Origin of the sequence: Aquaspirillum sp. LM1 (assembly GCF_002002905.1) — a bacterium.
GTDB lineage: Bacteria > Pseudomonadota > Gammaproteobacteria > Burkholderiales > Aquaspirillaceae > Rivihabitans.
Genome location: NZ_CP019509.1, coordinates 468,035 through 494,028, shown reverse-complemented (window position 1 = coordinate 494,028; position 25,994 = coordinate 468,035). Strand labels below are relative to the sequence as shown.

Annotated in this window: 22 protein-coding genes; 14 read left to right on the top strand and 8 right to left on the bottom strand. The window is 61.6% G+C overall.

The window, feature by feature from the left end:
* Positions 1-61 precede the first annotated feature (61 nt).
* Positions 62-550, bottom strand: coding sequence for a DUF456 domain-containing protein (locus BXU06_RS02265; protein ID WP_077296421.1), 489 nt, complete (start codon positions 548-550; stop codon positions 62-64).
* A gap of 275 nt (positions 551-825) precedes the next feature.
* Here BXU06_RS02265 and BXU06_RS02260 point away from each other — a divergent pair, with 275 nt between their 5' ends.
* The 11 genes from BXU06_RS02260 to BXU06_RS02210 all read left to right on the top strand — a co-directional run bounded on the left by BXU06_RS02260 (position 826) and on the right by BXU06_RS02210 (position 10,591).
* Positions 826-1,128: a DUF4351 domain-containing protein gene (locus BXU06_RS02260; protein ID WP_077296419.1), complete on the top strand. Its 303-nt coding sequence runs from the start codon at positions 826-828 to the stop codon at positions 1,126-1,128.
* Positions 1,129-1,445: 317 nt separating this feature from the next.
* A complete protein-coding gene (locus tag BXU06_RS02255; protein ID WP_077296417.1) occupies positions 1,446-2,291 on the top strand; it encodes an FkbM family methyltransferase in 846 nt (281 codons plus the stop codon).
* Between the two features lie 99 nt (positions 2,292-2,390).
* A complete protein-coding gene (thiS, locus tag BXU06_RS02250) occupies positions 2,391-2,597 on the top strand; it encodes a sulfur carrier protein ThiS (RefSeq protein ID WP_253189505.1) in 207 nt (68 codons plus the stop codon).
* A 24-nt stretch (positions 2,598-2,621) separates the two neighbouring features.
* Positions 2,622-3,413, top strand: coding sequence for a thiazole synthase (locus BXU06_RS02245; RefSeq protein ID WP_077296415.1), 792 nt, complete (start codon positions 2,622-2,624; stop codon positions 3,411-3,413).
* Between the two features lie 216 nt (positions 3,414-3,629).
* A complete protein-coding gene (rpsU, locus tag BXU06_RS02240) occupies positions 3,630-3,842 on the top strand; it encodes a 30S ribosomal protein S21 (RefSeq protein ID WP_077296413.1) in 213 nt (70 codons plus the stop codon).
* A 188-nt stretch (positions 3,843-4,030) separates the two neighbouring features.
* Positions 4,031-4,474 carry a GatB/YqeY domain-containing protein gene (locus BXU06_RS02235; RefSeq protein ID WP_077296411.1) on the top strand — a complete coding sequence of 148 codons (444 nt, stop codon included), beginning with the start codon at positions 4,031-4,033 and terminating at the stop codon, positions 4,472-4,474.
* Between the two features lie 18 nt (positions 4,475-4,492).
* Positions 4,493-6,259, top strand: a complete 1,767-nt coding sequence (gene dnaG, locus BXU06_RS02230) for a DNA primase (RefSeq protein WP_077296409.1) — start codon at positions 4,493-4,495, stop codon at positions 6,257-6,259.
* A 51-nt stretch (positions 6,260-6,310) separates the two neighbouring features.
* Positions 6,311-8,236 (top strand): RNA polymerase sigma factor RpoD, encoded by a 1,926-nt coding sequence (rpoD, locus tag BXU06_RS02225; RefSeq protein ID WP_077296407.1) that lies wholly within the window; start codon positions 6,311-6,313, stop codon positions 8,234-8,236.
* Positions 8,237-8,397: 161 nt separating this feature from the next.
* The gene (locus BXU06_RS02220; protein ID WP_077296405.1) at positions 8,398-9,048 is read left to right on the top strand and encodes a fumarylacetoacetate hydrolase family protein; all 651 of its coding nucleotides are present in this window, start codon (positions 8,398-8,400) and stop codon (positions 9,046-9,048) included.
* Positions 9,048-9,440 (top strand): RNA-binding S4 domain-containing protein, encoded by a 393-nt coding sequence (locus tag BXU06_RS02215; RefSeq protein WP_077296403.1) that lies wholly within the window; start codon positions 9,048-9,050, stop codon positions 9,438-9,440. Before BXU06_RS02220 ends, BXU06_RS02215 begins: the two co-directional genes overlap by 1 nt.
* Complete coding sequence (locus tag BXU06_RS02210; RefSeq protein WP_077296401.1) at positions 9,437-10,591, top strand: MFS transporter; 1,155 nt, start codon at positions 9,437-9,439, stop codon at positions 10,589-10,591. Before BXU06_RS02215 ends, BXU06_RS02210 begins: the two co-directional genes overlap by 4 nt.
* Positions 10,592-10,595: 4 nt before the next feature.
* Here the strand turns inward: BXU06_RS02210 and BXU06_RS02205 are convergent, their stop codons facing one another.
* Positions 10,596-11,357 (bottom strand): helix-turn-helix transcriptional regulator, encoded by a 762-nt coding sequence (locus BXU06_RS02205; RefSeq protein ID WP_253189504.1) that lies wholly within the window; start codon positions 11,355-11,357, stop codon positions 10,596-10,598.
* Between the two features lie 312 nt (positions 11,358-11,669).
* Here BXU06_RS02205 and BXU06_RS02200 point away from each other — a divergent pair, with 312 nt between their 5' ends.
* From BXU06_RS02200 to BXU06_RS02190, 3 genes are all read left to right on the top strand, one after another.
* On the top strand, positions 11,670-12,113 hold the full coding sequence (locus BXU06_RS02200) for a Mor transcription activator family protein (RefSeq protein ID WP_077296399.1): 444 nt from the start codon (positions 11,670-11,672) through the stop codon (positions 12,111-12,113).
* Between the two features lie 119 nt (positions 12,114-12,232).
* Entirely contained in the window at positions 12,233-12,454 is a 222-nt protein-coding gene (locus BXU06_RS02195; protein WP_077296398.1) for a hypothetical protein, read from the top strand.
* 114 nt (positions 12,455-12,568) lie between these two features.
* Positions 12,569-13,417: a hypothetical protein gene (locus BXU06_RS02190; RefSeq protein ID WP_077296396.1), complete on the top strand. Its 849-nt coding sequence runs from the start codon at positions 12,569-12,571 to the stop codon at positions 13,415-13,417.
* Between the two features lie 335 nt (positions 13,418-13,752).
* On the opposite strand, the gene BXU06_RS02185 is transcribed toward BXU06_RS02190, so the two are convergent.
* From BXU06_RS02185 to BXU06_RS02155, 6 genes are all read right to left on the bottom strand, one after another.
* Positions 13,753-16,302, bottom strand: a complete 2,550-nt coding sequence (locus tag BXU06_RS02185; protein WP_077296394.1) for an ATP-binding protein — start codon at positions 16,300-16,302, stop codon at positions 13,753-13,755.
* Positions 16,299-16,922 (bottom strand): toll/interleukin-1 receptor domain-containing protein, encoded by a 624-nt coding sequence (locus BXU06_RS02180; protein ID WP_171982083.1) that lies wholly within the window; start codon positions 16,920-16,922, stop codon positions 16,299-16,301. The genes BXU06_RS02185 and BXU06_RS02180 overlap by 4 nt, the downstream gene beginning before the upstream one ends.
* Positions 16,923-16,942: 20 nt before the next feature.
* Positions 16,943-20,377: a KGGVGR-motif variant AAA ATPase gene (locus tag BXU06_RS02175; protein ID WP_077296391.1), complete on the bottom strand. Its 3,435-nt coding sequence runs from the start codon at positions 20,375-20,377 to the stop codon at positions 16,943-16,945.
* A 12-nt stretch (positions 20,378-20,389) separates the two neighbouring features.
* On the bottom strand, positions 20,390-21,052 hold the full coding sequence (locus BXU06_RS02170) for a MarR family transcriptional regulator (protein WP_077296389.1): 663 nt from the start codon (positions 21,050-21,052) through the stop codon (positions 20,390-20,392).
* A gap of 50 nt (positions 21,053-21,102) precedes the next feature.
* Positions 21,103-22,422: a carbon-nitrogen hydrolase family protein gene (locus tag BXU06_RS02165; protein ID WP_150125064.1), complete on the bottom strand. Its 1,320-nt coding sequence runs from the start codon at positions 22,420-22,422 to the stop codon at positions 21,103-21,105.
* A gap of 359 nt (positions 22,423-22,781) precedes the next feature.
* The gene (locus BXU06_RS02155; protein WP_077296383.1) at positions 22,782-25,637 is read right to left on the bottom strand and encodes a UvrD-helicase domain-containing protein; all 2,856 of its coding nucleotides are present in this window, start codon (positions 25,635-25,637) and stop codon (positions 22,782-22,784) included.
* Between the last annotated feature and the right edge of the window lie 357 nt (positions 25,638-25,994).

Below are 25,994 nucleotides of genomic sequence, written 5' to 3'. Positions count from 1 at the left end.
TTGGTGAGCGGCTCCAACTGAACCGATAGACGCAGGCGGCCCGTGTCTGGGCCACCTGCGCTCACGTCCACCACGCCCAGGCAAACACCAGTAGCATGGCCAGTGCGCAGCCGATTTTGGCCAGCATGCCCAGCACCAGCCCAAACAAAGTAGCCACCCCCACCTGGCCGGCACGCCAGGCATCACGCCGGGCCAGCCACTCCCCGATCACCGCCCCCACCAGCGGTCCAAGCAGCAAGCCAGGCAAGCCAAACAACAGCCCGACCAGGCTGCCAAGCAACGCCCCCCACAGCGCCTGCCGGCTGGCACCATAGGCGCGCGCGCCCAGCCAGCCGGCTACCGCGTCCAGCGCCATGCCCAGCAGCGCCAGCCCGGCCAGCAGCCAGAGCGTGCTGGCACCGATGCGCGCATAATCCTCCGCCCACGCCGCCAGCCACAAGCCGGCCCATACCAGCGGCAAACCCGGCAGGGCAGGCAGCACCGCCCCAGCCAGGCCAATCAGCACCAGCGTCACCGCCAGCAGTTGCCAGGCAACAGAAAAATCGCTCATCACACGTCTCCATTGTGAATTTCTCTACGGCAATTGACCTGACAAATGTCACCAGGTTTCCACTGGCCGACCAGCAACAGCCGAACCAGCGCATCAACCCGCTACCGCCCTGCTCGACGACACCACCCTGCGCCCTTTTGTTTTGAACACACCCCAGACACCGCCGCCGCCAAACGCGCCATCCGCAACCTGGCTGACGCCGTTGCCCACTCCCCGTTCAAGCAACGCATCACCGGGTAGTGACGCACGGGATAAAACACCGGCTGCAGCGCAAAATGCCCGGACTGGCCGTGCCCGATGCCGAAGAATTGACGAAAGAGATGGAAATGCTGGAAACCAATATTGACCGCTGGGAAGCGCAGGCGATTGCCAAGGGGATGGAGCAGGGCATGCTTCAGGGGATGCAGCAGGGTGAAGCCTTGTTGTTGCAACGGCTGTTGACCCGCCGTTTTGGCGCGCTGTCGGCCACACAGCTGGCCAACATTGCCGCTGCCACGCCAGCTCAGTTGGAAACCTGGGGCGACCGGGTACTGGAGGCCAAGTCACTGGACGAAGTGTTTGGTGAAACACGGCACTGACCGTTTTCCCCGGCAACAGGGGCCAAGCCAACGGCGGCCCACGCAATGTGGCGCTGACCTTGCGCGCAGGGTATTAAATCGTACGGGATTTGACGCACTCAGCGCCAACGGCCAGCAGGCGCGGCAGAGACACCCACTTCGCTGACGCGTGAGGGTCCGTTGACCCACCATGCGAGCGAGGCAGAAAGAAAATGACGGAACAGGGGACAAGTTCGTCGACAATGTCGACGATAGCCAATTAGCTCCCCACCGTCCAGGTGAGGAGCGCGTATCTCAAGATCACATGCATTGCTATCCTTCAGAGAGGCTTGCCCGCTATGCGTAAACACCCCCAACTTCCTCACCCCCTATTGCCTGCCGATGGCTTCAACCAGATGGTTCATGGCCGGAATGGGTATTATGTCTATAACCGCAATGACATTTATATTGGCCAGTCGCTGGCCTATTACGGTGAGTTTTCTCATCTGGAAATGCAGCAGCTGCGCCAGCTGTGCCAGATGGGTGATGTAGTGATTGAAGTAGGTGCCAATATTGGCTCACACACACTGGGTCTGGCGCAACAGGTTGGGCCACAGGGACGGGTGCTGGCTTTTGAGCCGCAGCGGCTGGTGTTTCAGACCCTGTGTGCCAATATGGCGGTGAACAGTCTGGCTCATGTGGACTGTTATTGGGCGGCCATGGGCAGCGAGCCAGGGTTTATTACCGTGCCCGAACAAGATCCCACCCAGCCAGACAATTTTGGTGGCGTCTCGCTGCTCGACGGCCTGCCTGGCCGCCAGGTGCCATGCATGATGCTGGATGATTTTACCGGCGCGCCACATGTCGAATTGGTCAAGATTGACGTGGAAGGCATGGAGCTGGATGTGCTGGCCGGCGGCGAAGCCCTGCTGGCAAAATTTGCGCCGCATCTGTATATCGAAAACGACCGCCCGGAAACCGCCCGGCCACTGATGCACTGGCTGGATGCGCATGGCTACCGGCTGTACTGGCATTTTCCGCCGCTGTTCAACCCGGATAACCACTTTGGCCGCAGCGACAACCTGTTTGGCCATATTGTCTCGGCCAATATGGTCTGCATCCACCGCAGCCGACAGGCTGACGTTGGTCATCTGACGCCGATTACCGACTTCAGCTTTCATCCGATTCTGGGGCACCTGCCCTGATGCGACAGTGATTTCCCCTGCGTTGTGCATGCTAGAATCCGGCTTCCTGTCAGCTTCCGGCTGCGCTGCACCGGACTGACGCGCTTGTGAAAAGAACCGATGATGATTCAGATTGTCCTGAATGGGGAAACCACCCCGCTGCCCGAAGCCATGAGCTGTGCCGGCCTGATAGCGCACCTGTCGTTGACGGGCAAGCGGGTGGCCATTGAATGCAATGGCGAGATTGTGCCGAAAAGCCGGCACGCAGAGCATATGCTGGCCGACGGCGACCGCCTGGAACTGGTGGTGGCAGTAGGCGGCGGTTAATGTTGTCAAATCAAGGATGATTCCATGCAAGACCCGCTCATCATTGCCGGGCGCGAATACGGTTCGCGTCTGCTGGTTGGCACCGGCAAATACCGTGACTTCGCCCAGACCGCCGAGGCGCTGGACGCCGCCGGCACGGAAATCGTCACCGTGGCGATCCGCCGGGTGAACCTCGGCCAGAATCCGGACCAGCCCAACCTGCTCGATGCCCTGCCCAAGGGGCGCTACACCCTGCTGCCCAATACCGCCGGCTGCTACACCGCTGACGACGCGGTGCGCACCCTGCGCCTGGCGCGCGAGCTGTTGGACGACCACCGCCTGGTCAAGCTGGAAGTGCTGGGCGACCCCACCTCGCTGTTTCCGCATGTCACCGAAACGCTGAAAGCCGCTGAAATTCTGGTGAAAGAAGGCTTTGACGTGATGGTGTACACCTCGGACGACCCGATTGTGGCCCGCCAGCTGGAAGACATCGGCTGCTGCGCCATCATGCCGCTGGCCAGCCTGATTGGCTCTGGCATGGGCATTCTCAACCCATGGAACCTGCAGCTGATTCTGGAACATAGCAAGGTGCCGGTGCTGGTGGATGCCGGCGTGGGCACCGCCAGCGATGCCGCCATTGCCATGGAGCTGGGGTGTCATGGTGTGCTGATGAATACCGCGATTGCCGGCGCGCAGGATCCCATCCGCATGGCACGCGCCATGCGCCTGGGCGTGGAGGCGGGCCGTGAGGCGTATCTGGCCGGGCGCATGCCGAAAAAGCTGTACCACGGCAGCCCCAGCTCGCCCAGCAGCGGCTTGATTACGCCGGGCAAGTAGGCACGCTTGCCCCCGCATGGCCTGCTGCCAGCGGCTGGATTGCGCCACGCGGCGCGGGCGGCGGGTGCGGGTAGGCGTGTGTGGCATGCAGCCACCCCCACCGGGCTGCTGGCGGCATGCCGTGGCCATGGCGTTTTACAAAGCTGCCGGGGTGGTTTAAACTCTTTGGCTCAGTGTAGTATTTTTCAATAAAATCTTAAGGATTGGTGATTTTTCATGCCCAGCGTTCGCGTGAAAGAAAATGAGCCGTTCGAAGTGGCCATGCGCCGCTTCAAGCGCTCTGTCGAGAAAACAGGTCTGCTGACCGAACTGCGCGCCCGCGAGTTCTACGAGAAGCCGACTGCAGAGCGCAAGCGCAAGCTTGCAGCTGCCGTCAAGCGCCATTACAAGCGCCTGCGCAGCCAGACCCTGCCGCCGAAGATGTACTGATCTCGACAGCTCGCTACGCTCATCGTCGCGACTGCCCGGAACCGCGAGCGCAAGCTTCGCGGTTTCTCCGTTTCTGGCCACTGCATTTGCGCCAGGCTGCTTTAGCCTGGGCACTGGCGGTGGCCCTGGTGCCCGCCAGATGCACCACCCGCCTTTGACCCTGTTCACCCTTATGCTCCGGAGCGACCATGACCCTGAAAGCCCGCATTACCGATGACATGAAAATCGCAATGAAGGCCCGGGACGCCGACCGGCTGGCCACCATTCGCCTGCTGCTGGCGGCAATGAAGCAAAAAGAAGTGGACGAGCGCGTTGAACTGAGCGACGCCGACATCATTGCGGTGATCGACAAGATGCTCAAGCAGCGCCGCGACTCGGTCAGCCAGTACGACGCCGCCAACCGCCAGGACCTGGCCGACCGCGAACGCGCTGAAATGGCCGTGCTGTCCGGCTATCTGCCGCAGGCGCTGACCGACGCCGAAATCGATGCGCTGATCGACGCCGCCGTGGTCAGTACCGGCGCTGCCGGCATGCAGGACATGGGCAAGGTAATGGGCGTGCTCAAGGGCCAGATGGCTGGCCGCGCCGACATGGCCGCCGTCTCGGCGCGAATCAAGGCCCGACTGGCCTGAGTTTTTTAGGCCGGCGCGGTGATTCCGCAGGACTTTATCGACCAGTTGCTCAACCGCGTTGACATTGTTGACGTGGTGGAGCGCTACGTCCCGCTGAAAAAGTCCGGGCAGAACTACATGGCCTGCTGCCCGTTTCACAAAGAAAAAAGCCCGTCGTTTTCTGTCAGCCCCAGCAAGCAGTTTTACCACTGCTTTGGCTGCGGCGTGCATGGCAATGCCATCCGCTTTGTGATGGAACACGCCGGCATGAGTTTTGTCGATGCGGTCAACGACCTGGCCACCTCGGTGGGCATGAGCGTGCCGCAGGTAGCGGCCAGCCCGCAGCAACAGCAGGCGGTGCGCCAGCGCCCTGGTCTGCTGGAATGTATGGGCGAGGCGGCGCGCTTTTACAAACAGTCACTCAAACGCTCACCAGAGGCGATTGCCTACCTGAAGCAGCGCGGGCTGACTGGCGAAATTGCCGCCCGTTTTGCCCTGGGCTACGCGCCGGATGGCTGGACCCCGCTGCAACAGGCGTTTGACGACTATCTGGACGACACGCTGGTGGAGTGCGGGCTGGTGATCCGCCAGGACGATGGCCGGCGCTACGACCGCTTTCGCCAGCGCATCATGTTTCCCATCCGCACCCCACGCGGCGACATCATCGGCTTTGGCGGGCGCGTGCTGGGCCAGGGCGAACCCAAATACCTGAACTCTCCGGAAACCCCGCTGTTTGAAAAAGGCCGCGAACTGTACGGCCTGTACGAAGCGCGCCAGGCCATTCGTGACGCGGGCCGGGTGCTGGTGGTGGAAGGGTATATGGACGTGGTGGCGCTGGCGCAGTTTGGCATCGACTACGCCGTGGCAGCGCTGGGCACCGCCACCACGCCCACCCATGTGCAAAAATTACTGCGCCAGGCCGACCATGTGTTCTATTGTTTTGATGGAGACAAGGCCGGCCAGCGTGCCGCCTGGCGGGCGCTGGAAAACAGCCTGGAAGCACTGGTGGACGGCAAGGCGCTGCATTTTCTGTTTTTGCCCAGCGAGCACGACCCGGACAGCTATGTGCGCCAGTTTGGCGCGACGGCTTTCGAGCGGGCGCTGGTGGAAGACAGCCTGCCGCTGTCGGCCTATCTGGTCAACGAACTGACCCAACGGGTAGACATGCAGTCGCAGGAAGGCCGCGCCGAGCTGATTAAGCTGGCCACGCCGCTGCTGGCCAAGGTCAGCGCCCCGGCGCTGGGGCTGATGCTGCGCCGGCGGCTGGCCGAGCTGGCCGGCATTGAACTGAACGAACTCGACCGGCTGATGGGCCGCGCACCGCGCTTTGGCAAAAAAACCGGTCGCGCCGGCGGCATGCGCGGCCCGCGCACCGACCCTTCGCTGGTGCGCCGGCTGATTCGCTGGCTGGCGCTGAACCCGGCGCTGGCCAGCCAGGTGCAGTTGCCGGTCAGCCCGGAAGACTGCGGTGAAGAACTGCAATTGCTGCTGGGGCTGGCCGCGCTGATTCAGGCCGACACCACCCCGCCCAGCCCGGCCCAGCTGGAAGAACGGTTACGTCATACTACGCTGGGCGAACGCTTGCAGCCGGTGCTGGTCAAAGCGCTACAAAGCGGCGAACAGGGTGAGCTGAACGACCCGCTGCCACAGGAAGTGGCCGATGCCGTGGCCCGGCTGGCGGACAATATCCGTCACGCCCAGCTGGAACAGCTGACCGAAAAAGAACGGCATGAAGGGTTATCAGGCGAAGAAAAACGTCGCCTGCTCGAACTACTCAAGGCGTCAGCCGGCCCAAGCCGGACCTGACTTGTGTTATAATTTTCTGATTTTTCAGCTCGATTTTTCCAGGACGCAATAATGGCGGCTACTCCCGACAACGATAAGGATGTTGAACTCAAAGCGCAATCGCTCGCGGATAATGCCGACGAGCGCCGCAAGCGGCTAAAACAACTGATCGTACTGGGCAAGGAACGCGGCTACCTGACCTACGCCGAAATCAACGATCACCTGCCCGAAGATGTGCTGGACGCCGAACAGATTGAAAGCATCATCGGCATGATCACCGATATGGGCATTCAGGTCTGTGATGAGGCGCCCGACGCCGAACAGCTGCTGATGTCGGATGCCACACCTGCCGTGGCCGACGAAGATGCCGTGGAAGAAGCAGAAGCCGCGCTGTCTACCGTCGATTCCGAATTTGGCCGGACCACCGACCCGGTGCGCATGTACATGCGTGAAATGGGGACGGTGGAACTGCTGACCCGTGAAGGCGAAATTGAAATCGCCAAGCGGATCGAAGACGGTCTGAAACACATGATTCAGGCCATTTCGGCCTGCCCCGGCACCGTGGCCGAAGTGCTGACCCTGATCGACCGCATCGAAGCCGGCGAAATGCGGGTGGACGAACTCATCGACGGCTTTATCGACCCGGACGCACCGGAAGAAGCCGAGGCCGAGTTTGCCGAACCCGAAGAAGAACTGCTCGACGACGCCGAAGAAGACGAAGACGACGACGGTGAAGCCGCTGCCGCGCTGAACAACGCCAACCTGGAAGAACTCAAGCTGCAAACGCTGGAGCGCTTTGGCGAGGTCAAGGCCTTGTATGTGCGCATGCTCAAGGCGCTGGAAAAAACCGGCAGCCAGAGCAAGGCCTATCTGGAATTGCAGGAAGCCATCACCGCCGAATTCATGAAGGTGCGCTTCTCGGTCAAGCAAGTGGAAGCCCTGTGCGAAAGCCTGCGCAGCAGTGTGGAAGAAATCCGCCGGTTTGAACGCGAAATCATGGATATTTGCGAGCAAAAGGCCAAAATGCCGCACGCCCGCTTTATCGACAGCTTCCCTGGCAGCGAAAGCGACCTGACCTGGGTGGAGCGCGAAATCGCCGCCAACAAACCGTACAGCGCCACGCTGGACCGCTTCAAGTACGCCATCATCGAAAAGCAGGGCAAGCTGTCGGAACTGCAGAAAAAAGCGATGATTCCGATCAAGGAACTCAAGGACATCAATAAACAGATGGCCCTGGGCGAATCCAAGGCGCGCATGGCCAAACGCGAGATGATCGAGGCCAACCTGCGTCTGGTGATTTCCATCGCCAAGAAGTACACCAACCGTGGCCTGCAGTTCCTCGATCTGATCCAGGAAGGCAATATCGGCCTGATGAAGGCGGTGGACAAGTTTGAATACCGCCGTGGCTACAAGTTCTCGACTTACGCCACCTGGTGGATTCGCCAGGCCATCACCCGCTCGATTGCCGACCAGGCGCGCACCATCCGCATTCCGGTGCACATGATCGAAACCATCAACAAGATGAACCGCATCAGCCGGCAAATCCTGCAGGAAACCGGCCTGGAGCCGGACCCGGCAGAGCTGGCCACGCGGATGGAAATGCCCGAGGAGAAGATCCGCAAGATCATGAAAATCTCCAAGGAGCCAATCTCCATGGAAACCCCGATTGGCGACGACGACGACAGCCATCTGGGCGACTTCATCGAAGACGCGGTCACCATGGCCCCGTCCGACGCCGCCATGTACGCCAGCCTGCGCGAGGCCACCAAGGAAGTGCTCGACACCCTGACCCCGCGCGAAGCCAAGGTGCTGCGCATGCGTTTTGGCATCGAGATGAACACCGACCACACGCTGGAAGAAGTAGGCAAACAGTTTGACGTCACCCGCGAGCGGATTCGCCAGATTGAAGCCAAGGCACTGCGCAAGCTGCGCCACCCCACCCGCTCCGAGCGGCTGAAAAGCTTCCTCGATAATGAGCAGAACAACGGCGGGGCGTAATACCCGCCAGCGCCTCGCCTGAGGTGCTGAGCATCACGATCCATGCCGCGCACGGTTACCGTGCGCGGCATTTTTCTTGTGCGCTACCCGAGCGCGACAGCGCCGGCACAAGTTCTTATAATCGCGGTTTCTTCTGTTCCCGCTCGGGTAAAGGGTGTGCGATGCCTGCCGTGACGCTGGCTGGCCGTGAGATCACGGTCAGCAATATCTTTTGCATTGGCCGCAATTATGCGGCGCATGTGGCCGAGCTGGGCAATCGCCCGGAACCGGAGCCGCTGGTGTTTCTCAAACCGTCGTCGGCGCTCTTGGGCGATGGCGGAGCGATTCGCCTGCCGGCGTATTCGCAGGATGTGCATCACGAAACCGAAGTGGTGCTGCTGGTCGGGCGTGACGCCCGTGATGTCAGCGAAGCCGACGCGCTGGCGGTGATTGCCGGCTACGGCATTGGCCTGGACCTGACCGCGCGCGACACGCAAAGCGAGCTCAAGGCCAAGGGCATGCCGTGGACCAAGGCCAAGGGCTTTGCCACCGCCGCGTGCGTGAGTGCATTTGTGCCAGCAACGGCAGTCAGCCAGCCCTCTGCGCTGGACTTTTCCCTGACGGTGAATGGCGCGCTGCGCCAGCAGGGCAATACCGGGATGATGCTGTTCCCGATTCCGTTCTTGATCAGCTTCTTGTCGCGCCACTACGGCCTGACGGCGGGTGACCTGATTTACACCGGCACACCGGAAGGGGTGGCGCGGCTGGTTTCGGGCGATCAGCTGCAACTGGACCTGCACGGGCAGGTCAGCGCCCGCTTTACGGTGGCGTGATGGACGAGGCAGGCAAAGTCCGGGTGGACAAATGGCTGTGGGCGGCGCGGTTTTACAAAACCCGTGGTCTGGCGCAGGACGCGATTGACGCCGGCCATGTGCGGCTGAATGGCGAGCGGCCCAAGCCTTCGCGCACGCTCAAGCCTGGCGACAAGCTGGAGCTGCGGCTGAATCAGCTGGAATACCATCTGGAAGTGCGGGCGCTGTCCGAGCGGCGCGGCCCGGCCACGGTGGCGCGTGAGCTTTACCATGAAGACGCCGACAGCATTGCCCGGCGCGAAGCGCGCCAGCTGCAGCTGAAAGCCGAACACGCCACCTTCCCGCATGGCGAAGGCCGACCCACCAAAAAAACCCGCCGCCAGCTCAGCCAGTTCAAGGACGGGCTGGGGTGAGCCGCCACGCAGCCTTGTGGCCGTTTGCCGGGTTTTACTTTTGTTATTTCTCGTTTGTCGGCGTGACCTCGCCTTACTGGGGGCTATACCTGGCGTCGCTGGGGCTGACGCCCTGGGCGATTGCCGTGCTGGCGTCGATGCCGTCGCTGGCGCGGATCAGCGCACCAGGGTTCTGGGGCTGGCTGGCTGACCGCCATGGTCAGCGGCAAAAGCTGATTCGGCTGACCACGCTGGCGGCAGCCATCAGCTTTGCCGGGCTGTGGCTGGATAACCGCTTTGCCTGGCTATTTGCCGTGCTGGCGCTGGCGCATTTCTTTTGGGCTGCGCCATTGCCGCTGGTGGACGCCAGCGTGCTGACCCGCACCGCAGATTCGCCGGGGGCGTATTCGCGGGTGCGGCTGTGGGGGTCCATCGGCTTTGTGCTGCTCAGCCTGCTGACCGGCTATCTGCTGGAATTCATGCCGATGGCGCAGCTGCCCTGGGTGGTGCTGGCCACGCTCACCGGCCTGGCGCTGTTTGCCTGGCGCTTGCCGGACAGCCCGGCCCCGCCCGCCCGGCACAGCCATCGTCCGTTTGCCGACACCCTGCGCCGCCCAGAGGTGCGGCGGGTGTACGCGGTGACCGTGCTGATGGCGGTGGCGCATGGGCCGTATTATGCGTTTTACTCGATTGGACTTAAGGCCCACGGCTGGCAGGCCAGCCAGATTGGCTGGCTGTGGACGCTGGGCGTGCTGGCGGAAATTACCGCGTTCTGGTGGATGCCCCGCCTGCTGGGGCGCTGCACGCTGGTGCAGCTGCTGCGCTGGGGGCTGCTGATGGCCGTGCTGCGCTTTGGCGTGATGGCCAGCCTGCCCGATCTGTCCGTGGCGGTGATTGCCGCGCAATTGCTGCACGCCTTTACCTTTGCCACCCACCACACCGCGTCGATTGGCCTGATTCATCAGGCGGTGCCGGCAGAACACCAGGCCAAGGGCCAAGGGCTGTACTGGGTGCTGGGCTATGGCCTGGGCGGTGGCATTGGCGGCCTGGCTGCCGGGGCTTTGTGGCCGTATGGTGAAATGGCTGCCGCCTTTGGCCTGTCGGCGCTGGCGGCGACAGTGGGCTGGCTGCTGATGTGGCGCTGGCCGCCGTCAGCGCCGCCCGCTGCGTAATCGGCTAAATCTGTCGGCCAAACCACAGCACCCGGCCCACAATCGCCACATCCTGGCCAATCTGGCCAAGGTCCAGCTCAAACGGCAGATAAGATTCATTGGCGCTGCTTACCTGCAGCCGCCCGCCAGGCAGCGGCTGGATGCGCTTGACCACCAGATCGTTATTGATCCGCAACACATACAGGCCGTGGCGCGGCTGGGTGTCGGCGTGGTTGAGCAGAATCACGTCGCGCTCGTTCAGCACCCCTTCCATCGAATCCCCCTTGACCGAAATCACCGACAGATCGCGCGGGTTGGCGTGCAGGTAGTTGTTCACCCAGTAACGGCGAAATGCCATGGAGAACAGCGGTTTTTCGGCTTCGCTGCTGCTGCCATAGCCGGCAGACGCCTGCAGATTAAAGCGCGGGATGAAAACAAATTCATCCAGATCCACCGGATTGCCCAGCGTGTCGTAGCACACCGGTGCCGCCACGGGTGCCAGGGGCGTGGCGTCATGCCGCATTGGCCCATCACCGGTGGCCAGCCATTCGATACTGACCTGCGCCGCACGCGCCAGCGCCACCAGGGTAGACAAGGTGGGCTCGCCGCCATTCAGCAGGCGCTGCAAGCCGGTCTGCGAGACGCCAGACGCGGTGGCAAAAGCGCGCACGCTTTTAAAACCGGGCAGCAGCAGGTTCAGCCGGGCATGAAACCCTGAGCTTTCAGGTTCAGTTGGCGGGCCAGATGCGTCAGCACTGTGCGGAATTTCCATCATGATTGCATCCATAGTCAGTACTCATGCCGTATAGCTGAGTGCAATAATAGCACGCGTGTCAGCGCATGTGTTCAATTTTGCCGTAAAACTGTTCTCTTCTGTTTACACCGATAGCATTTGCCGCTAGTATGAACCCAATCGTTGACAGCAAACCGGGTTAAAACCGGCCTATGCGGTCACGAGACAAGGTGTGAGTGGCGCATGAGCGGCAGGAGCGAACTCACCGTGTGCGTATTTTAAGCCGGATTGCCCCTACGCGTTGCCTCTGCTGGCGTATTTTGCGCGGCCAGGGTGGCCCGGCCTGAGCAAAAGGAGTTTTCCACCATGACCCCACAACATTTGATTCAAGTGCAACATCTGCTGCCGGCCAGCGCACAAACCCTGGCCGAGCTGATTGGCCTGCCGGCCACGCTCAAGCTGGTCAGCGAACTGGGCGGGCGAACCTGGTCGTTTGTCAAAGGCCCGCGCACCCCGCGTGAACACGCGCCTGATTCGCTGGCGCAAATCATTGGCCAGCACGAAGCCGAGCTGCTGGCCCGCCACTTTGCCGGCGATGCCGATGTGCATATCCCGCTGTGCAAGGTGGCCCTGCGTGAACTGCGCGACCGGGAAATCCGCGCCGAATTCGATAGCCTGACCATCGGCCAGCAGCGCAGCGCCCGTCAGGCGGTGGCCGAACTGGCGGGCCGCTATGGCATTGCCAGCCGCCATGTCTGGCGTCTGCTCAAGCAAACCGACAAAACAGCCCCCGTTCGCCCACTGAACTGAACCCGCCACGGTCAGGCAAGCCGCCGTCATGCGCCCGGCAGCCAGACAAGGCGCAGACATCCTGTTGGCCGCCCCCGACAGGCGCTGACCTGACCCCTTATCCCTGCTCAGGAGACTGCATGAATGACGACCATACCGATCTGGCCAGGGTGCTGGGCCGGATAGAAGGCCAGCTGGACATGATTGTCACCAGCCAGCATGTGCAAAGCGAACGACTGGACGCCATGGACGACCGTTTGCGCAAAGTAGAAACCCAGGCCGCCAAGGCGGGCGCGCTGACTGGCGGGCTGGTGGCGGTGCTGACTGCCATTGTGATGGAGTGGGTAAAACGGCTCAGTTGAATCCCCCTCTGGTTTCACAGCCAGAGGCTTATCGCGTCTTGACAGGGGTCACCGCGCATCCTGCCGGTGTGGTGCAGCGTATTTGATGGCTGCCCATTCTCTGGAGAACCTGTCATGTCGATTTCCTGCTCGCTATCCCCGAGTGCTTGCCTGCGCCACCTGATGGCCGCCCTGTTGATCAGCATCAGCGCCTTGTCTGCCAGTGCATGGGCGGCAGGCAAAACCTCAGGCGACATCAGCCTGCCAATTGGCCCTCGCCCTACCGTGCCCGCCAGCATCAATTGGTCGGGCAGCCTGCTGACCCAGGCGGAAGTGGCACTGAACGCAAAAAAAATCCCGCCCAACAACGTCGCCCCCACCGTGCAAACCTGGATTGGCCCGAATTTTTCCTTGCATCACACCCTGCCGCAAACTTCCATGCAGGCGCTGTATCAAATCACCCAAACCGCCACCGGCGACATCAGCAACGACAGCGACAAGCAGGCCATTGTCAGCGCACTGGCCACCTTGCAAGCCAGTGGCCTTGGCAGCGGGCTGACCCTGGGCCGGGTGGTGTGGGCACCGGTGAATCTGTTTGAAGGGCTGGTGGGCTATTATCGCAGCGACGACCCGCACGACGCCGCAGAGCCCAACAAACCCAAATCCCTGGACAACGCGCGCTGGACCGCCCTGCAAAACGTCAACGCCGCCCTGCTAGCGGTGGGCCAGCTCAGCAACGATGGCACGCGCTTTGTGCTGAACGCGAAAAAACTCAACGCCCAGGGTGGTTTGCACACCCTGAGCACCCGGCTGACCGAACTGGCCGCACAAACCACTGCCGCGCCGCTGCCGTTTACCGCCAGCGATTGGGTGGACACTGCCGGCAAGGCGGTGCAGCTGAGCGATTTGGTGGTGTACAACAACAACGCCATTATCGCGGCGCTCAACCCGGCCAGGAAGAGCGCGTATCAGCTGAAACGCTGAACCCTTGCGTGTCACCTCAGGGGTCGTTCCCGCGCAGGCGGGAACCCAGACCGTGCCACAGCGTGCATCGTGGACGTTGAGCGTTGCGGGGCAGTCGTGAGCGCCTACACCCGCTGCACGCGGTGGATACCCCTGGATTCCCGCCTACGCGGGAATGGCGCGGAGGGTGGTTCACTGTGGCCAAGTAAGGTTTTGTTTTCAAATAAATGAGCCCGAGATGCCTGGCGTAAACGTGCCCATATAAGCCCTTGTGTTTCAACTTGCCTGGCGACTGGCCGGTTTGTTGGCATCGCCCGCAGGGTGCGCGTTTTCAGGCGCGATGGGGCAAATCATCCTCAGTCACAAGCGCCAGCCAGCCGCTTTTCCGCATCCTCCAGCTCTTCCCGCCGCCGCCAATAACCGCATGCCTCAATCAGCGCCCGCGCCTTGGCGAGTTCGGCGCTGTCGTTAAACAGCCGGGCGCGGGTCAGGGCGATGTCGGCGAGAAAGAGCTTCATGCCGCCGCGCTCGGCGATGCGCTGAGCTTCGGCCAGGTCGGCTTCGGCGCCGGGGAGGTCGTTCAGGCGGTGGTGCAGCCAGGCGCGGGTGAGGAGGCCACGGGGGAGATGGGTTACGTCACCAGCTTTGCGTAGGCCAGCGACGGCGGCTTCGCTGTACTGCTTCGTCTCGTCGCCGAGGGGGCGGTCGTGCAGCCGGTCGGCGTAGAGGGCACAGCGGGCGAGGGTCAGGTGGTCGAGGGCGATGCTGAGGAGGGAGATTTGGTTGGCTTCGGCCCATGCCAAGGTCTGAGCCGCTCGCTCCGTCACCTGGGCACAGTCTGCGCTGCCCTCTCCCGCCGCCGATCCACCCCAGGCGGCCCGCTCGGCCTCGGCCAGCAGCAGTTCGCCATACCGGAAGCCTTGCAGCGAATAAAGCAGCGGGAACTCGGGTTGGCGCTCAACCTGCATGGCCTCGGCCTCGACGAAGCCGCAGCGAGCCGCTTCCCGTTCACCTTGCTGGTGGCGGGCATTGGCCAGGGTGGTGCGAAATGCCATACGCCAAGCGGCATCGCCACTGCGGTCGGCATAGTCCACCGAGCGTGCCGCATCGGCCACGGCCTGGGCGATGTCGCCCAGGCTCAGTCGCAGTTCGGCAAGGTTGCTGTAGCCGGCGGCGGCATTTTTCCAGTTTGATTGCGCCACCCGCATCTGCGCCCCAGCCTGCATGGGTTCCAGCGCCTCCGTCAGCCGGCCTAAGGCTTGCAGGCGGGAGGCTGCTTCGCCGAGTAGCCAGGCTTGGGCGCCTGCCGACAAGCCTGGCACCAGTTGCTGCCAGGGCTGAACGAAGAAACAGGCCACCGCCCCCAGGTCGGCGCCGATGGTGCCGAGTTTTCTGGTGCTGTAAAAGCCGCCCACTCTCGTACCGCGCAGGATGCGGTCGATATATACCTCATCGAGCGCCTGCTGGTGCAAACCCGCCCGACAACCATGCACCACCGCCTGGTAAAGCGCTTGCAAGCCAGCCAGGCCTTCGGGATGGTGCGGCGCGCTGTCTTTAAGTTGGTGATAGAGCCGGCGATGGCCTTCTTGCCAGGCTTCCGGCTGCTGCTTGCTCAGCGCAGCGACAAAGTATTCGCGCAGCAGCGGGTGGGCGTCCAGGCGGCCGCTGGCGATGTCAACATCCAGCAGGCGCAGGGTTTGCAGGCGTTTTAGGGCGGCGTTCCATTGGGTGGGCTTAAGGTCGATCAGCGCTTCGGTCAGGCCAGCGATGGCTGGCGCGGCGCGCAGCGCGGCCAGGTTTTCCGGGGTGGCCGGGCGGTCGAAGAAACCCAGCAAGCGCAGCGCCGCCAGCAGCTCAGGGGCTTTGCCCGCACCGGCAAACCAGCGCTCATAAGCGGCGATCACCCGAAAAGCATGGCCGCCCTTGGTTTCGGCATTCGCCTCGGCCCAATCCACCTGGTCGCGCTGACGGATGTCGTGCTCGTGGGCCAAGGCCAGATAGCTGCCCAGCAAGCTCAGCGTCAAGGCGTGGCCCTTGACCTGCCGGCTGGCTTCTTTAAGTTCGGCATCGTCGGCGGTGATGGGCGCGCTGCCGGCCTTGTTGGCCCCTTCGGCGTGCAGCAGGCGCGCGCCGTCGGCGTCGCTCAGATTGCCCAGGTCGATGCGTCGGGCGGCGCCGCTCGGGCTGTTGGCCCATTCGCCCAGATCTTTCAGCGCCTCCCGGCTGGTCAGCAGCGCCAGGCCAGGGCGGCCAGCGGTAGCCAGATGGGTGAGCAAGGCCTTAAGGCCCGGCGCGCGCAGCTCGCCAGCCAGCGGGCCGGGCGGGTGTTGCAGCGGCTCCAGGCCGTCCAGCACCAGCAGGCTGCGGCGGGCGACAACCGCCTCGGCCAGCGCTCGCCCCTTGTCGGCGGGGTTCAGGTTGGCTTCGACCGATACGCCAAAAAATTTGATGGCCTCGGCAAGAAAAAGATCTTCCGACGCATTGCGCTCGTCACCGCTGCCTTGGCTGTAGAAACTCCAGGCAAACACCCGACGGGCGCCACGCCAATTGTCCTGTTTTATCCTTTCCAGCCAGCGCTTGACCAAGGCCGTCTTGCCGGCGCCGCCGGGGGCGATGCATTCGACCAGGGCGGTTTTGCCGGCGGAATCCCAGGCGGCGTCGAGCCTGGCAAGTTCGTCGTCACGGCCGAGGAAGTGGGCGGCACCGGTGGGGAGGTGGGTGAGGTCGGTGGGGATAGGGTCTTTCTCTTCCCCAGTCGCTGTCCTCACCCCCAGTTGTTGTTCAAGCGCTTCAATCTTTTTTTTGAGTTCGAATTTTGTGTCAGGATTTGAGCAGATGGCTTCTTCTTGACGGAAAAACTCCAGCTTTTCCCGAAGCAGATCAAGGGATGGTGCTTCTTCGCTCATGACAGCGCTTTCAGTTTCGCTTCGGCTTCCTCGATCTGTTTCTTCAAGGTGAATTTCTGGGCCGGGTCGGCACAAATGGCTTCCTGTTGGCGCAGGAACTCCAGCTTTTCCTGCCAGATGCTGGCCGCCGAAGAAGGCGTGCCGGGGCGCGGCGGCGGCATGAAGGAGGCATTGCTGGGTGGCGCTAGCAGCAGGTCGGCGATCTCACCGGCAAGGTTGGAAAGCGCAGCTTCCGCGTCGTGCGGGCTCATGCCCGACAGGGGCTTGCCATCTTGTGGCCTGGCCTGTATCCCCTTCAACCAATCAATACGCTGCCACGCGCACGGGCTGACGATCAGCGGAATCACCCGGATGCCTTGATCCTGACGCCGTTGCAGCAACAGCGGGATTTCCTGGTCGAGGATGAATGACGAGGTAAGGAAATCAGCCGAAATCAGCAACACCGCCACATCGCACCGCGCAATGGCCTGCTGAATTTGTGGATGCCAGTCATCGCCGGCGGCAATGCGCCGATCATCCCAGGTGTCCAGCCCTGCGCGGGACAGGACGCTGATCTGTTTGGCGACGCGGTTCTTCCAGTCTTCGTCCTGGTGGCTGTAGCTGATGAAAATATGGCTCATGACATGGGTTCCGGGAGGGGTTATCGACAATTGCCCAGGCGGGTTTCGGCGTCGGTCAGTTCTGCCAGCCGCCGTCCGTAGCCGCATTCTTCAATCAGCGCCCGCGCCCTGGCGAGTTCGGCGGTGTCGTTAAACAAGCGGGCGCGGGTGAGCGCAATGTCGACGAGATGGAGCTTCATGCCGCCACGCTCGGCAATGCGCTGGGCTTCGGCCAGGTCGGCTTCGGCTCCGGGGCGGTCGTTCAGGCAGTGGTGCAGCCAGGCGCGGGTGAGGAGGCCAAGGGGAAGATATTGCTGTTGGCCTGCCTGGCGCAAGCTAGCGACGGCGGTTTCGGTGTGCAGCTGGGCGTCCTGGCCGGGGGGGCGGCCATGCAGCAGGTCGGCGTAGAGGGCGCAGCGGGCGAGGATCAGCTGGGCGAGGGCAATGTCAAGTAGGCCCAAATGAATTTCGGCCCATGCCAAGGTCTGCGCCGCCCGCCGCGCCACCTGGGTGCAAGCTTCGCGGCCCTCTGCCGCCGCCGGCTCGCCCCAGGCGGCCCGCTCGGCCTCTGCCAGCAGCAGTTCGCCATACCGAAAGCCTTGCAGCGAGTACAGTAGCGGGTATTCGGGTTGGCCTTCAGCCTGCATCGCCTCGGCCTCGGCAAAGCCGCGATGAGCGGCCTCCTGCTCACCCTGCTGGTGGTGGGCATCGGCCAGGGTGGTGCGGGATACCATACGGAAGAAAGCATCGCCACTGCGGTCGGCGTAGTCCACCGCGCGCTCGGCGTCGGTCACGGCCAGCGCGATACGGCCCAGGCTCAGTTGTAGTTCGGAAAGGTTGCCGTAGCCGATGGCAGCGTTTTGCCAAGCAGCCTGAGCCACCCGCATTTCCACCCCGGCTCGCATGGGTTCAATTGCCTCTGCCAGACGGCCCAAGGCGCGCAGGTTGAAGGCTGTTACATCGAGCAGCCAAGCCTGGGCGCGTACCGGCAAGTCCGGTGCGAGCCGCCGCCAGGGTTCAATGAAAAAACGCCCGACCGCACCTAAATCAGAGCCAAGGGCGCCAAGCTGCCTGGTGCTATAAAAGCCTTCCGGCCCCGTGCCACGCAAAATGCGGTCGATATACACTTCATTGAGCGCCTCCTGGTGCAAACCCGCCCAGCAGCCATGCACCACGGCCTGGTAAAGCGGTTGTAGGCCGGCCAGATCGCCAGGCTGATGTGGGGCGCTGTTTTTAAGTTGCTGGTAGAGCCGGCGGTGGCCTTCTCGCCAGGCTTCCGGCTGGTTCTTGCTCAGCGTAGCGGCAAAGTATTCGCGCAGCAGCGGGTGGGCGTCCAGGCGGCCGCTGGCGGGGTCAAAATCCAGCAGGCGCAGGGTTTGCAGGCGTTTGAGGGTGGCGTTCCATTGGGCGGGCTTGAGGTCGATCAGTGCTTCGGTCAGGCCGGCGATGGCTGGCGCGGCGCGCAGCGCGGCCAGGTTTTCCTGGGTGGCCGGGCGGTCGAAAAAGCCGAACAGGCGCAGTGCGGCCAGTTCGCGGGAGGCGCTGCCCTCGCCAGCAAACCAATGCTCATAGGCAGCAATGATGCGGAATGCCTGGCCACCCTTGGTTTCGGCATCCGCCTCGGCCCAATCCACCTGGTCGCGCTGGCGGATGTTGTTCTCGTGGGCCAGGGCCAGATAGCTGCCCAGCAAACTCAGCGTCAAGGCGTGGCCTTTGACCTGCCGGCTGGCCTCTTTGAGTTCGGCATCGTCGGCGGTGATGGGCGCGCTGCCGGCCTTGTTGGCCCCTTCGGCGTGTAGCAGACGCGCGCCATCGGCGTCGCTTAAATTGCCCAGGTCGATGCGCCGGACGGCGCTGCTTGGGCTGTTGGCCCATTCGTCCAGGTCTTTCAGCGCCTCCCGGCTGGTCAGTAGCGCTAGGCCGGGGCGGCCGGCAGTGGCCAGATGGGTGAGCAAGGCCTTAAGGCCAGGTGCGCGCAGCTCGCCGGCCAGCGGGCCGGGCGGGTGTTGCAGCGGCTCCAGTCCGTCCAGCACCAGCAGGCTGCGGCGGGCGACAACCGCCTCGGCCAGCGCCCGGCCCTTGTCGGCGGGGTTCAGGCTGGCTTCGACGGCAACGCCAAAAAATTTGATGGCCTCGGCAAGAAACAGATCTTCCGAAGCATTGCGCTCGTCGCCGCTGCCCAGGCTGTAGAAGCTCCAGGCAAACACCCGGCGGGCGCCGCGCCAGTTGGCGGTTTTAAGGGTGTCCAGCCAGCGCTTAACAAGTGCAGACTTGCCGCCGCCGCCGGGGGCGATGAGTTCGACCAGGGCGGTTGCGCCGGCGGAATCCCAGGCGGCGTCGAGTATGGCGAGTTCATCGTCACGACCGAGAAAGTGAGTGGCGCCAGCAGGAAGGTGGGTGAAGTCGATACGCACAGTGTCGGCATCGCCATCCAGTTGCGCCAGCATTTCCAGCAAAGCGGGATGCTCAGGATAGATGACCAAGCCGTTTTTCAGCCATTCGACGGCTTCGGCAAACTGATTGTCCCGGATGGCCCGGCTGGCTTCATCCAGGTAGATATCCGGCGCCTTCAGTTTCCGCAGGATCGCGTCCAGCACCCGTTCATAGGGTAGATGGTAGTCGGCGCGTCGGTCTTCCTCCTCATCGGTCGCAATGCGCTCCTCCAGCGACAAGACCGGCCGATAAGGAATGCGTAGCGGTTGGGTGGCGTTGGCCGCATGCTTCAAATCATCACCAATGCTTTGCAGGCGCTGGCGGAATACCGTGCCTTCGGCTTCTTCCAGCTCCGGAATCGGCGAAATGGCCAGCAGCATGGCTGGCGGGTTGTCCAGTTTGGCCAGGGAATCATGAACCCAGCGGGTGCCTTCCAGATTTTGGCGGTTCAGATTGAAGAGCAGCACAACCAGGTCGGCCAGTTGATGGGTGGCGATGCCGCCAGTTTCACTCAGGCCAGTGCGAGCGTCGATCAGCACGTAATCCGGCCGGATCGGCTGGTTTTCGTCATCGCCCAGATTATGGGCAATGTGGCCGCGTAGATTTTCCATGAAGCGGTAGCCGTCTTCGTCTTGGTAAAAGCGATCCCAGTCGAAGGAGAGAATGTCCCGGTAAGCGGCCTCGCCGCGCCGGCCAGCCGGCATCAAATAAACTTTACCCCGGTCGCCAGGCTTGCCAACGCAGAGATGAAAATAGGAACTCAAGCAAGTGGGCGGCGCCCCTTGTTCGCGGCAATGGGCGATGTATTCGGCAAAGCCGGTCAAGGGGGGGTGGGGAGATTCTGGCTTGCCCGGCGCTTCCCCATTGGGCCGGAAGGCATCAAAGGCTTCCAGGCCGGGGGCCTCTAAGTCCAGGTCGATGATCGCCACGGTGTGCCCCCTTGCCGCCAGAGAGCGAGCGCAGTTGGCCAGAGCCAAGGTGCGACCGACGCCGCCCTTGTAGGAATAAAAGGCGATGAATGGGGTCTTGGATGGGGTGGGCATAGGGCGCGGTGGTTAGCAAACAAAAGAGAAGCTCGGGCGTTCGTATGGCTTTGTCCAATGGGACTTAGCACTATCGATATACAGAAAGCAGCTGCCGGCAGGTTGAGGTCTGGATTGAGTCGATGAGGCCTTGACCGGCTTCTGAGGGACAGTCGCTGTGGCTTCCGGCCGCATAGCCTCAACCTGCTGCCGCCCCATCGTAGTCAGGAAACAACGGCCACTGCGCCCTTCCGCCAGACGATGCACCAGGCCTTGTTCGATCAGTTGGCGCAGCACGTTGGAAACATGGGAGTTTGTCTTACCCAGCTGCGTGACAAGTTCGCCGGGGCTGATGCCCGGCTCGTTGCGGATCGCTAGCAAAACCTTACCGGACACTTGGGCCACTTTGGCGAGACGGGCTTGCTCCAGCGGCCTTGGTGTTTCACAAAACGCATCGACCAGTTCCCACACCGTACGCCAGCGGTCACCTTTTTTGCCCTCGCCAAAACGGTCGGCAACGGCTGGCAGCCCGGCCAGCGCCGCCCGGAATGCCCGCAGGCTATCCTCATCCTGGCGCAACAACGCCGACGCTGCCTTGCCCATCAGCCAGTTCTGGTGTGATCGCGCCGCCTCGGTTTCGTTGTCGAGCAAGGCCAAGCGTAAGGCTTCGGCACATTTGGTAATGTCATCGGTCATGGTTTTTTAGTGAAATGAGTGAACTAAAAATCAGCTAAAAGTAGATTGCTTCACTTTAATCTTACCTCAACAGTGAAAAGTGGGGGGATTATCTCTGATGAGCTGGTCAGGCGCCGGACAACCGGGCGCGTTTTAAAGGGCAAATAGGCCAAGCGGCATTTTTCCTCTGCGGCGCTGTCTTGAGCATTGCAGACAAAACTGGCCGCACCGTGGCGCCCACCCATTGTCTTGGCTTGATCAACAAAGCGGCTCAGATTGCCGCTCATGGCCGGCACCAGGTACATATCTGCGCCCAGCTTGGTCCACAGATCGCCTTCGATGTAATCCAGACATATAGGCGTCAGCAAGCGGCCGATCTCTGTCTCCGCTACGGTGATGGTCTTACCCAGACTGGTGGGCTCAAACACTTTTGCCATATCGCTACCAGGAAAAAGAGCCTGCAAGGCATCCTGTTGGTCGATCACAAAATGGCTGCGTTTGTCCTGCTCCCACAACACATCACCCGCCGCGCCGAGCACGGTGCAGCGGTTGGCGAAATTGTCCCCCTCATGGCAATGGCGACTGCCAGCCACCACCAGGCGTAAACGGGGCTCTCGCAGATTTTCAGTGGCCAGCCAGTCCTTGCAATGCTGGAGCAAATCGTCGTCCACCACCAGTTCGGGCAAAAGCAGCACATGCGCGCCTGCATCCCACGCGGTGCTCAGAATGCTTTTCAGCCGGCCCTCCATCGCGGCCTTGTCCATGCTGCCGCCGCAGCGCATAGGCACCCGGTGATCATACCCCCTAGCATCGTCTGGGGAAGCGGCCCAGTGCATATCCCGGTGGCTGGCAAAGGGTGCCATGGCCACCAAAAAGCTTGACTTATCTTGAAAATTAGCTAGTTCGGTGATACGTTGGCGCACGATGCGTTGCCCGTATGGAATATTCACCCAGCGAAACCGCAAGTGCAGCGCGCCATCTATCGCCAGTTCATCGCTGAGCGCAAAGAATTCCTCGTTGCGGCCAATGCGGGCAGTGTGGCGCAGGGGTGGCAGTAAGACATAGGTTTCGTCGTCCAGGCTGACTTTGCCAGTCTCGTCCCAGTGCCGTTCCACTTTGTTGCTGGCTCGATGCTCCAGTTCGACCAGACAAACATAAGCACGCATCAACAAATCGTTGGATGGGCTCCGGCTGAGCTCTTTCAATACTTGCTCTAGCATTGGCTCAAGCAAGGCTCCAGCTTGCTCCAACTTCTCAGTTATATCTTTCGAGCGGGTTTGCCCGATCAGATTCGCCAGCAACTGGCGATGCTCCTGGATCCACAACCAGAGACGGCACCAGGATGGCTGAAGGTCGCCGGCATCCGGCGCGGGAAGCTGTCTACGAGGCATGGGGTGGCTCCTATTGAGCGAGCAGGTTTTATTTGTTCCAGCAAGACAGAAGGATATGGGCGAGTTGGCAGCGGCAACATCAGGAATCCGGTCTGGAGAATGGTGGGGCGGATGATGAAAAATTATGCCAGAAGTCTGCGCCGCGATGGCGGCGTGGCGCGTTTGCACGCGCGAGGCTGGGGATTGGTGTAACCGCCGACCGGGGGAGCCAACCGCCGTCGCCCAGGCTGGGCACGATTTCCGCGCCCAGTGCATTGCCTATCTTGCATGGGCCGTCTGCTTGCCCGGCACCGGGTGGGGCGGCGGCGGTGAGGGGCTGGGCGCTCACGCCACCTGAGGGGGGGGAATGTTGGCAGGCCTTATTCCCAGCCGTATCTCAGCGTTGAGGTCACTTGCCAGGGCAAAATCAGCTCGGCGCGCGGGGGCAGGTCGGCGGCGGCCAGGTATTTCTCGATCATGTTCCACACGGGGAAGTCGGCAAACTGGGCGGTAAACGGCAGGTTCAGCGCGGTGTAAATCGGCATCCAGGCGCCGTCTGCGGTTTTATCGCGCACCAAGAGCTGCGGATTAAACTGATACCAGCCTTGTCGCACGCGCTGGAACAGCGCGCGGTTATAGGCATAATCGCGCATGATTTCGTTGCGCGACAGCACGTGATTCAGGTGCTGGCGCTTTTTACGTTCGGGCCGCACCACATTGGCAGGCAGCGCTTCCCAGGCGTCGATCAGGGTTTGCGAGTCAAACGCGGCATACGGGCGGCGCTGAAAATGGGTGAAGCGGCTGCGGAACAAGGCCCACAGTGTCTGAAAGACAAAGTATTCGGTCAGATGCCGGTCAATGCGCACCAGGCGCTCGCCCGTGTTGACATCCACCCAGGCTGGGGCCAGGCGTTCGTATAGCGCGGCAAACGGCCCTTTGGCATATTTGGGATCACGAAATGCTTCTTGCATGGCCCAGTGCAGGGCGGTGCAGCCAAATGTGTCCTGGGCGTCCAGGCTGGCACCGCGCTCCAGCAGGGCGTCCACCAGCGGCAGATTGCCTGCGGCGGTGGCCGCCATCAGCGGGGTGAGATTCACCGGCAGCCGGTGTTCCACGCCATGTTTGTCACATTGGCGCAGAATGTCTTTGAAGTTTGGCGAAAAATACGCCATATAATTTTTACGTACCAGCATGGGTCGCTGCGCGTCAAAAGTTTGTGCGGGGCTGAACTTGCCATGGTGGTGCAAAAATTCTGCCAGCACGGGCAAGTCATAGCAGACGGCCAGGTCATATAAAGGCTGCCGGTGCTTGCTGCCCGGCACCTTGTCCTGGAACACCTTGGTCATCAGCAGTTCGGTGTGCTGCTGACCCTGCACAGTCCACGGCGGTGGCGTTTGCTTGAGAATCTGGTTGCGGATGGCGTCGGCTTGTTCCTGCTTGCCTTGCAGCTCCAGCTTGCGCGCTTCTTTTTGCCAGTCTTCCAGGCTGGCTTGCCTGGCTTCCACCTTGACCGGGCCGTCTGCTTTAACCTCCAGCAACTCAAACAGCGGGTGCTGGGTGTCGGATTCGATCAGATACACATTGCGGATGGCGCGGGTCAGCGCCACGTACAGCGCATTGACAAAAAACTTGTAAATTTCCAGCGATTTGTCGCTTTTGTCTTTGGCGCGACGGTAATCCAGCTGCTCGGCCAGCAGGTCGGCCTTGTTCACTCCGGTGGTGATTTCCGCAAATTCGGCGCGGTGGTCAGACACAAAGCGATAAAGCACAATGTTTTCATATTCCAGCCCCTTGGCTTCGTGAATCGAAAACAGCAGCGGGGTGGAAAAATACTTGCGCGCCTCCGCCTTGTCTTCATCGCGCATCACCAGCACGGCAAACTGGGTGGATTGACGAATCTGCTGGTCAAGTTGCTTTTTGGCGGCGTCTTTATCGCCTAGCAAACTCACCGCGCCGACTTCTCCGCCCACGGCTTGCACCAGATAATTGCTTTCACGGTCAATCGAGCCAAACCGGCATTGCTTGATTTTCAGCAGCTGGTTGGCCACCCGCGTGGTTTCCTGGCCATTGCGAAAATTGGCTGCCAGCACGCGCAGTTCCTGGCGCTCGGCCAGAGTTGGATCGTGCCAGAACAGATTTTTTACCTGCGCCCAGGAAAAGAAATTGGGATGCACAATCTGGTTGGAGTCGCCGCACAGCAAAAAATGACCGGGTTTTTTCAGGGTTTTCAACACCAGCGCCAATTGCACCGGGGTGATGTCCTGCACTTCGTCGATCACCACAAAGTCATAGCGCGGCTGTGCCCGCGCCAGCCAGTCCTGCGCCACCAGATTCAGATCAAACAGGCGCGACTCGGCCAGCCAAGTGCGGTATTTTTCAAAGATGTCGTACACCAGATCGCGCTGTTCCAGCGAAAAAATCGACTGACGCACCCCAAGCTCGCGGTAGGCCTCCCGGCTAAGCATGCCCTCAGCCGCTGCGGCAATCACGCCGCGAATTTCTTCAAATGCCTGATGGGCGTCCACCCCGCGCACACTCTGGCGCATGCGGTCAAACCAGCCGGCAAAGTCGCGCCATTGTGCCTCTCGCCCCGGCGGCGCCTGAATGGTTTCGATAAACTCCCGATACGACAGAAACACCGCTTCCTGGCCGGTATGCTCAAAACCATTGGCGTAGTACAGGTCGCGGGCGCTTTGCGCCAGGAACGCCGAGTGGGTGACATACAGCACCTCGCCTTCCGCGTGTTTCAGTTTTTCCAGCGTCAACGCGGTTTTGCCGCTTCCAGCGCTGCCCACCAACACCAAGGGCGCTGGCTGGCGATAAATGGCTTCTTGCGCATCGTCAAACGAAATCGGCTTATCCAGCAGATGCACTACAGCATGTTCCGGGTGCAGATAACGCAGCGGCTGCGCCTCGACGCTTTCCTGGGCCAGATCGCAATCCGGAATCTTGCTTTCATCGATGCTGGCACCGCGCAAAAAGCGCGACTTGTCGTAGTCATGATTGGCGATGACTTCCAGCATCAGCGCACAGACTTCATCACCATGCCGCACCAGCGTAAACAACAGCCGGTTGGCGTCATCCAGCCGCGCCCGATAAAACTTGCCGTGGGTCAGATTGGACAGTTTTTTGACTTGTGCCGCCCGAAAATCACCGGCAGCAATGGCGGTGGCCACCTTGCGGTAAGTTTTGGCTACCCCGGACGTATCCAGATCGATGTATTCAAGAATGCGCATGGTATTAGGATATGGAAGAAATGTGGATGTGCAGACGGCTGGTTAAAGCGGCTGACCAAACCCTCCAGGCGTGGTTGCACGACTTTGCCGTACGTCTCGTACTGTCTCTGCAAGCCAGAATCGCTGCGCTGAGTTTTGTGAGCGGCTCTTATTTGATCGAGACCGTCCTCCGCTGTCGCCAAAGCAAGATAAAGCCCGCAGTATCGCGGGCTTTATCAGCTAGGGACACGCTGATTTATTCAGAAAAATCGGTTTTGCCAAAAGCAAAATCCAGCAAAATCAACACCCTGGATTCCCGCCTTCGCGGGAATGACGATTTTTTCAGCGTATCCCTAGCACGGCTGCGCCACTTAACCG

Coding starts and splice junctions, on each gene's coding strand:
- BXU06_RS02155 (WP_077296383.1), bottom strand. CDS start 25,637: ATGCGCATTCTTGAATACATCGATCTGGATACGTCCGGGGTAGCCAAA.
- BXU06_RS02190 (WP_077296396.1), top strand. CDS start 12,569: ATGTCGATTTCCTGCTCGCTATCCCCGAGTGCTTGCCTGCGCCACCTG.
- BXU06_RS02235 (WP_077296411.1), top strand. CDS start 4,031: ATGACCCTGAAAGCCCGCATTACCGATGACATGAAAATCGCAATGAAG.
- thiS (WP_253189505.1), top strand. CDS start 2,391: ATGATGATTCAGATTGTCCTGAATGGGGAAACCACCCCGCTGCCCGAA.
- BXU06_RS02220 (WP_077296405.1), top strand. CDS start 8,398: ATGCCTGCCGTGACGCTGGCTGGCCGTGAGATCACGGTCAGCAATATC.
- rpoD (WP_077296407.1), top strand. CDS start 6,311: ATGGCGGCTACTCCCGACAACGATAAGGATGTTGAACTCAAAGCGCAA.
- BXU06_RS02200 (WP_077296399.1), top strand. CDS start 11,670: ATGACCCCACAACATTTGATTCAAGTGCAACATCTGCTGCCGGCCAGC.
- rpsU (WP_077296413.1), top strand. CDS start 3,630: ATGCCCAGCGTTCGCGTGAAAGAAAATGAGCCGTTCGAAGTGGCCATG.
- BXU06_RS02165 (WP_150125064.1), bottom strand. CDS start 22,422: ATGCCTCGTAGACAGCTTCCCGCGCCGGATGCCGGCGACCTTCAGCCA.
- BXU06_RS02265 (WP_077296421.1), bottom strand. CDS start 550: ATGAGCGATTTTTCTGTTGCCTGGCAACTGCTGGCGGTGACGCTGGTG.
- BXU06_RS02180 (WP_171982083.1), bottom strand. CDS start 16,922: ATGAGCCATATTTTCATCAGCTACAGCCACCAGGACGAAGACTGGAAG.
- BXU06_RS02170 (WP_077296389.1), bottom strand. CDS start 21,052: ATGACCGATGACATTACCAAATGTGCCGAAGCCTTACGCTTGGCCTTG.
- BXU06_RS02195 (WP_077296398.1), top strand. CDS start 12,233: ATGAATGACGACCATACCGATCTGGCCAGGGTGCTGGGCCGGATAGAA.
- BXU06_RS02205 (WP_253189504.1), bottom strand. CDS start 11,357: ATGGATGCAATCATGATGGAAATTCCGCACAGTGCTGACGCATCTGGC.
- BXU06_RS02260 (WP_077296419.1), top strand. CDS start 826: ATGCCCGGACTGGCCGTGCCCGATGCCGAAGAATTGACGAAAGAGATG.
- BXU06_RS02245 (WP_077296415.1), top strand. CDS start 2,622: ATGCAAGACCCGCTCATCATTGCCGGGCGCGAATACGGTTCGCGTCTG.
- BXU06_RS02215 (WP_077296403.1), top strand. CDS start 9,048: ATGGACGAGGCAGGCAAAGTCCGGGTGGACAAATGGCTGTGGGCGGCG.
- BXU06_RS02255 (WP_077296417.1), top strand. CDS start 1,446: ATGCGTAAACACCCCCAACTTCCTCACCCCCTATTGCCTGCCGATGGC.
- BXU06_RS02185 (WP_077296394.1), bottom strand. CDS start 16,302: ATGAGCGAAGAAGCACCATCCCTTGATCTGCTTCGGGAAAAGCTGGAG.
- BXU06_RS02175 (WP_077296391.1), bottom strand. CDS start 20,377: ATGCCCACCCCATCCAAGACCCCATTCATCGCCTTTTATTCCTACAAG.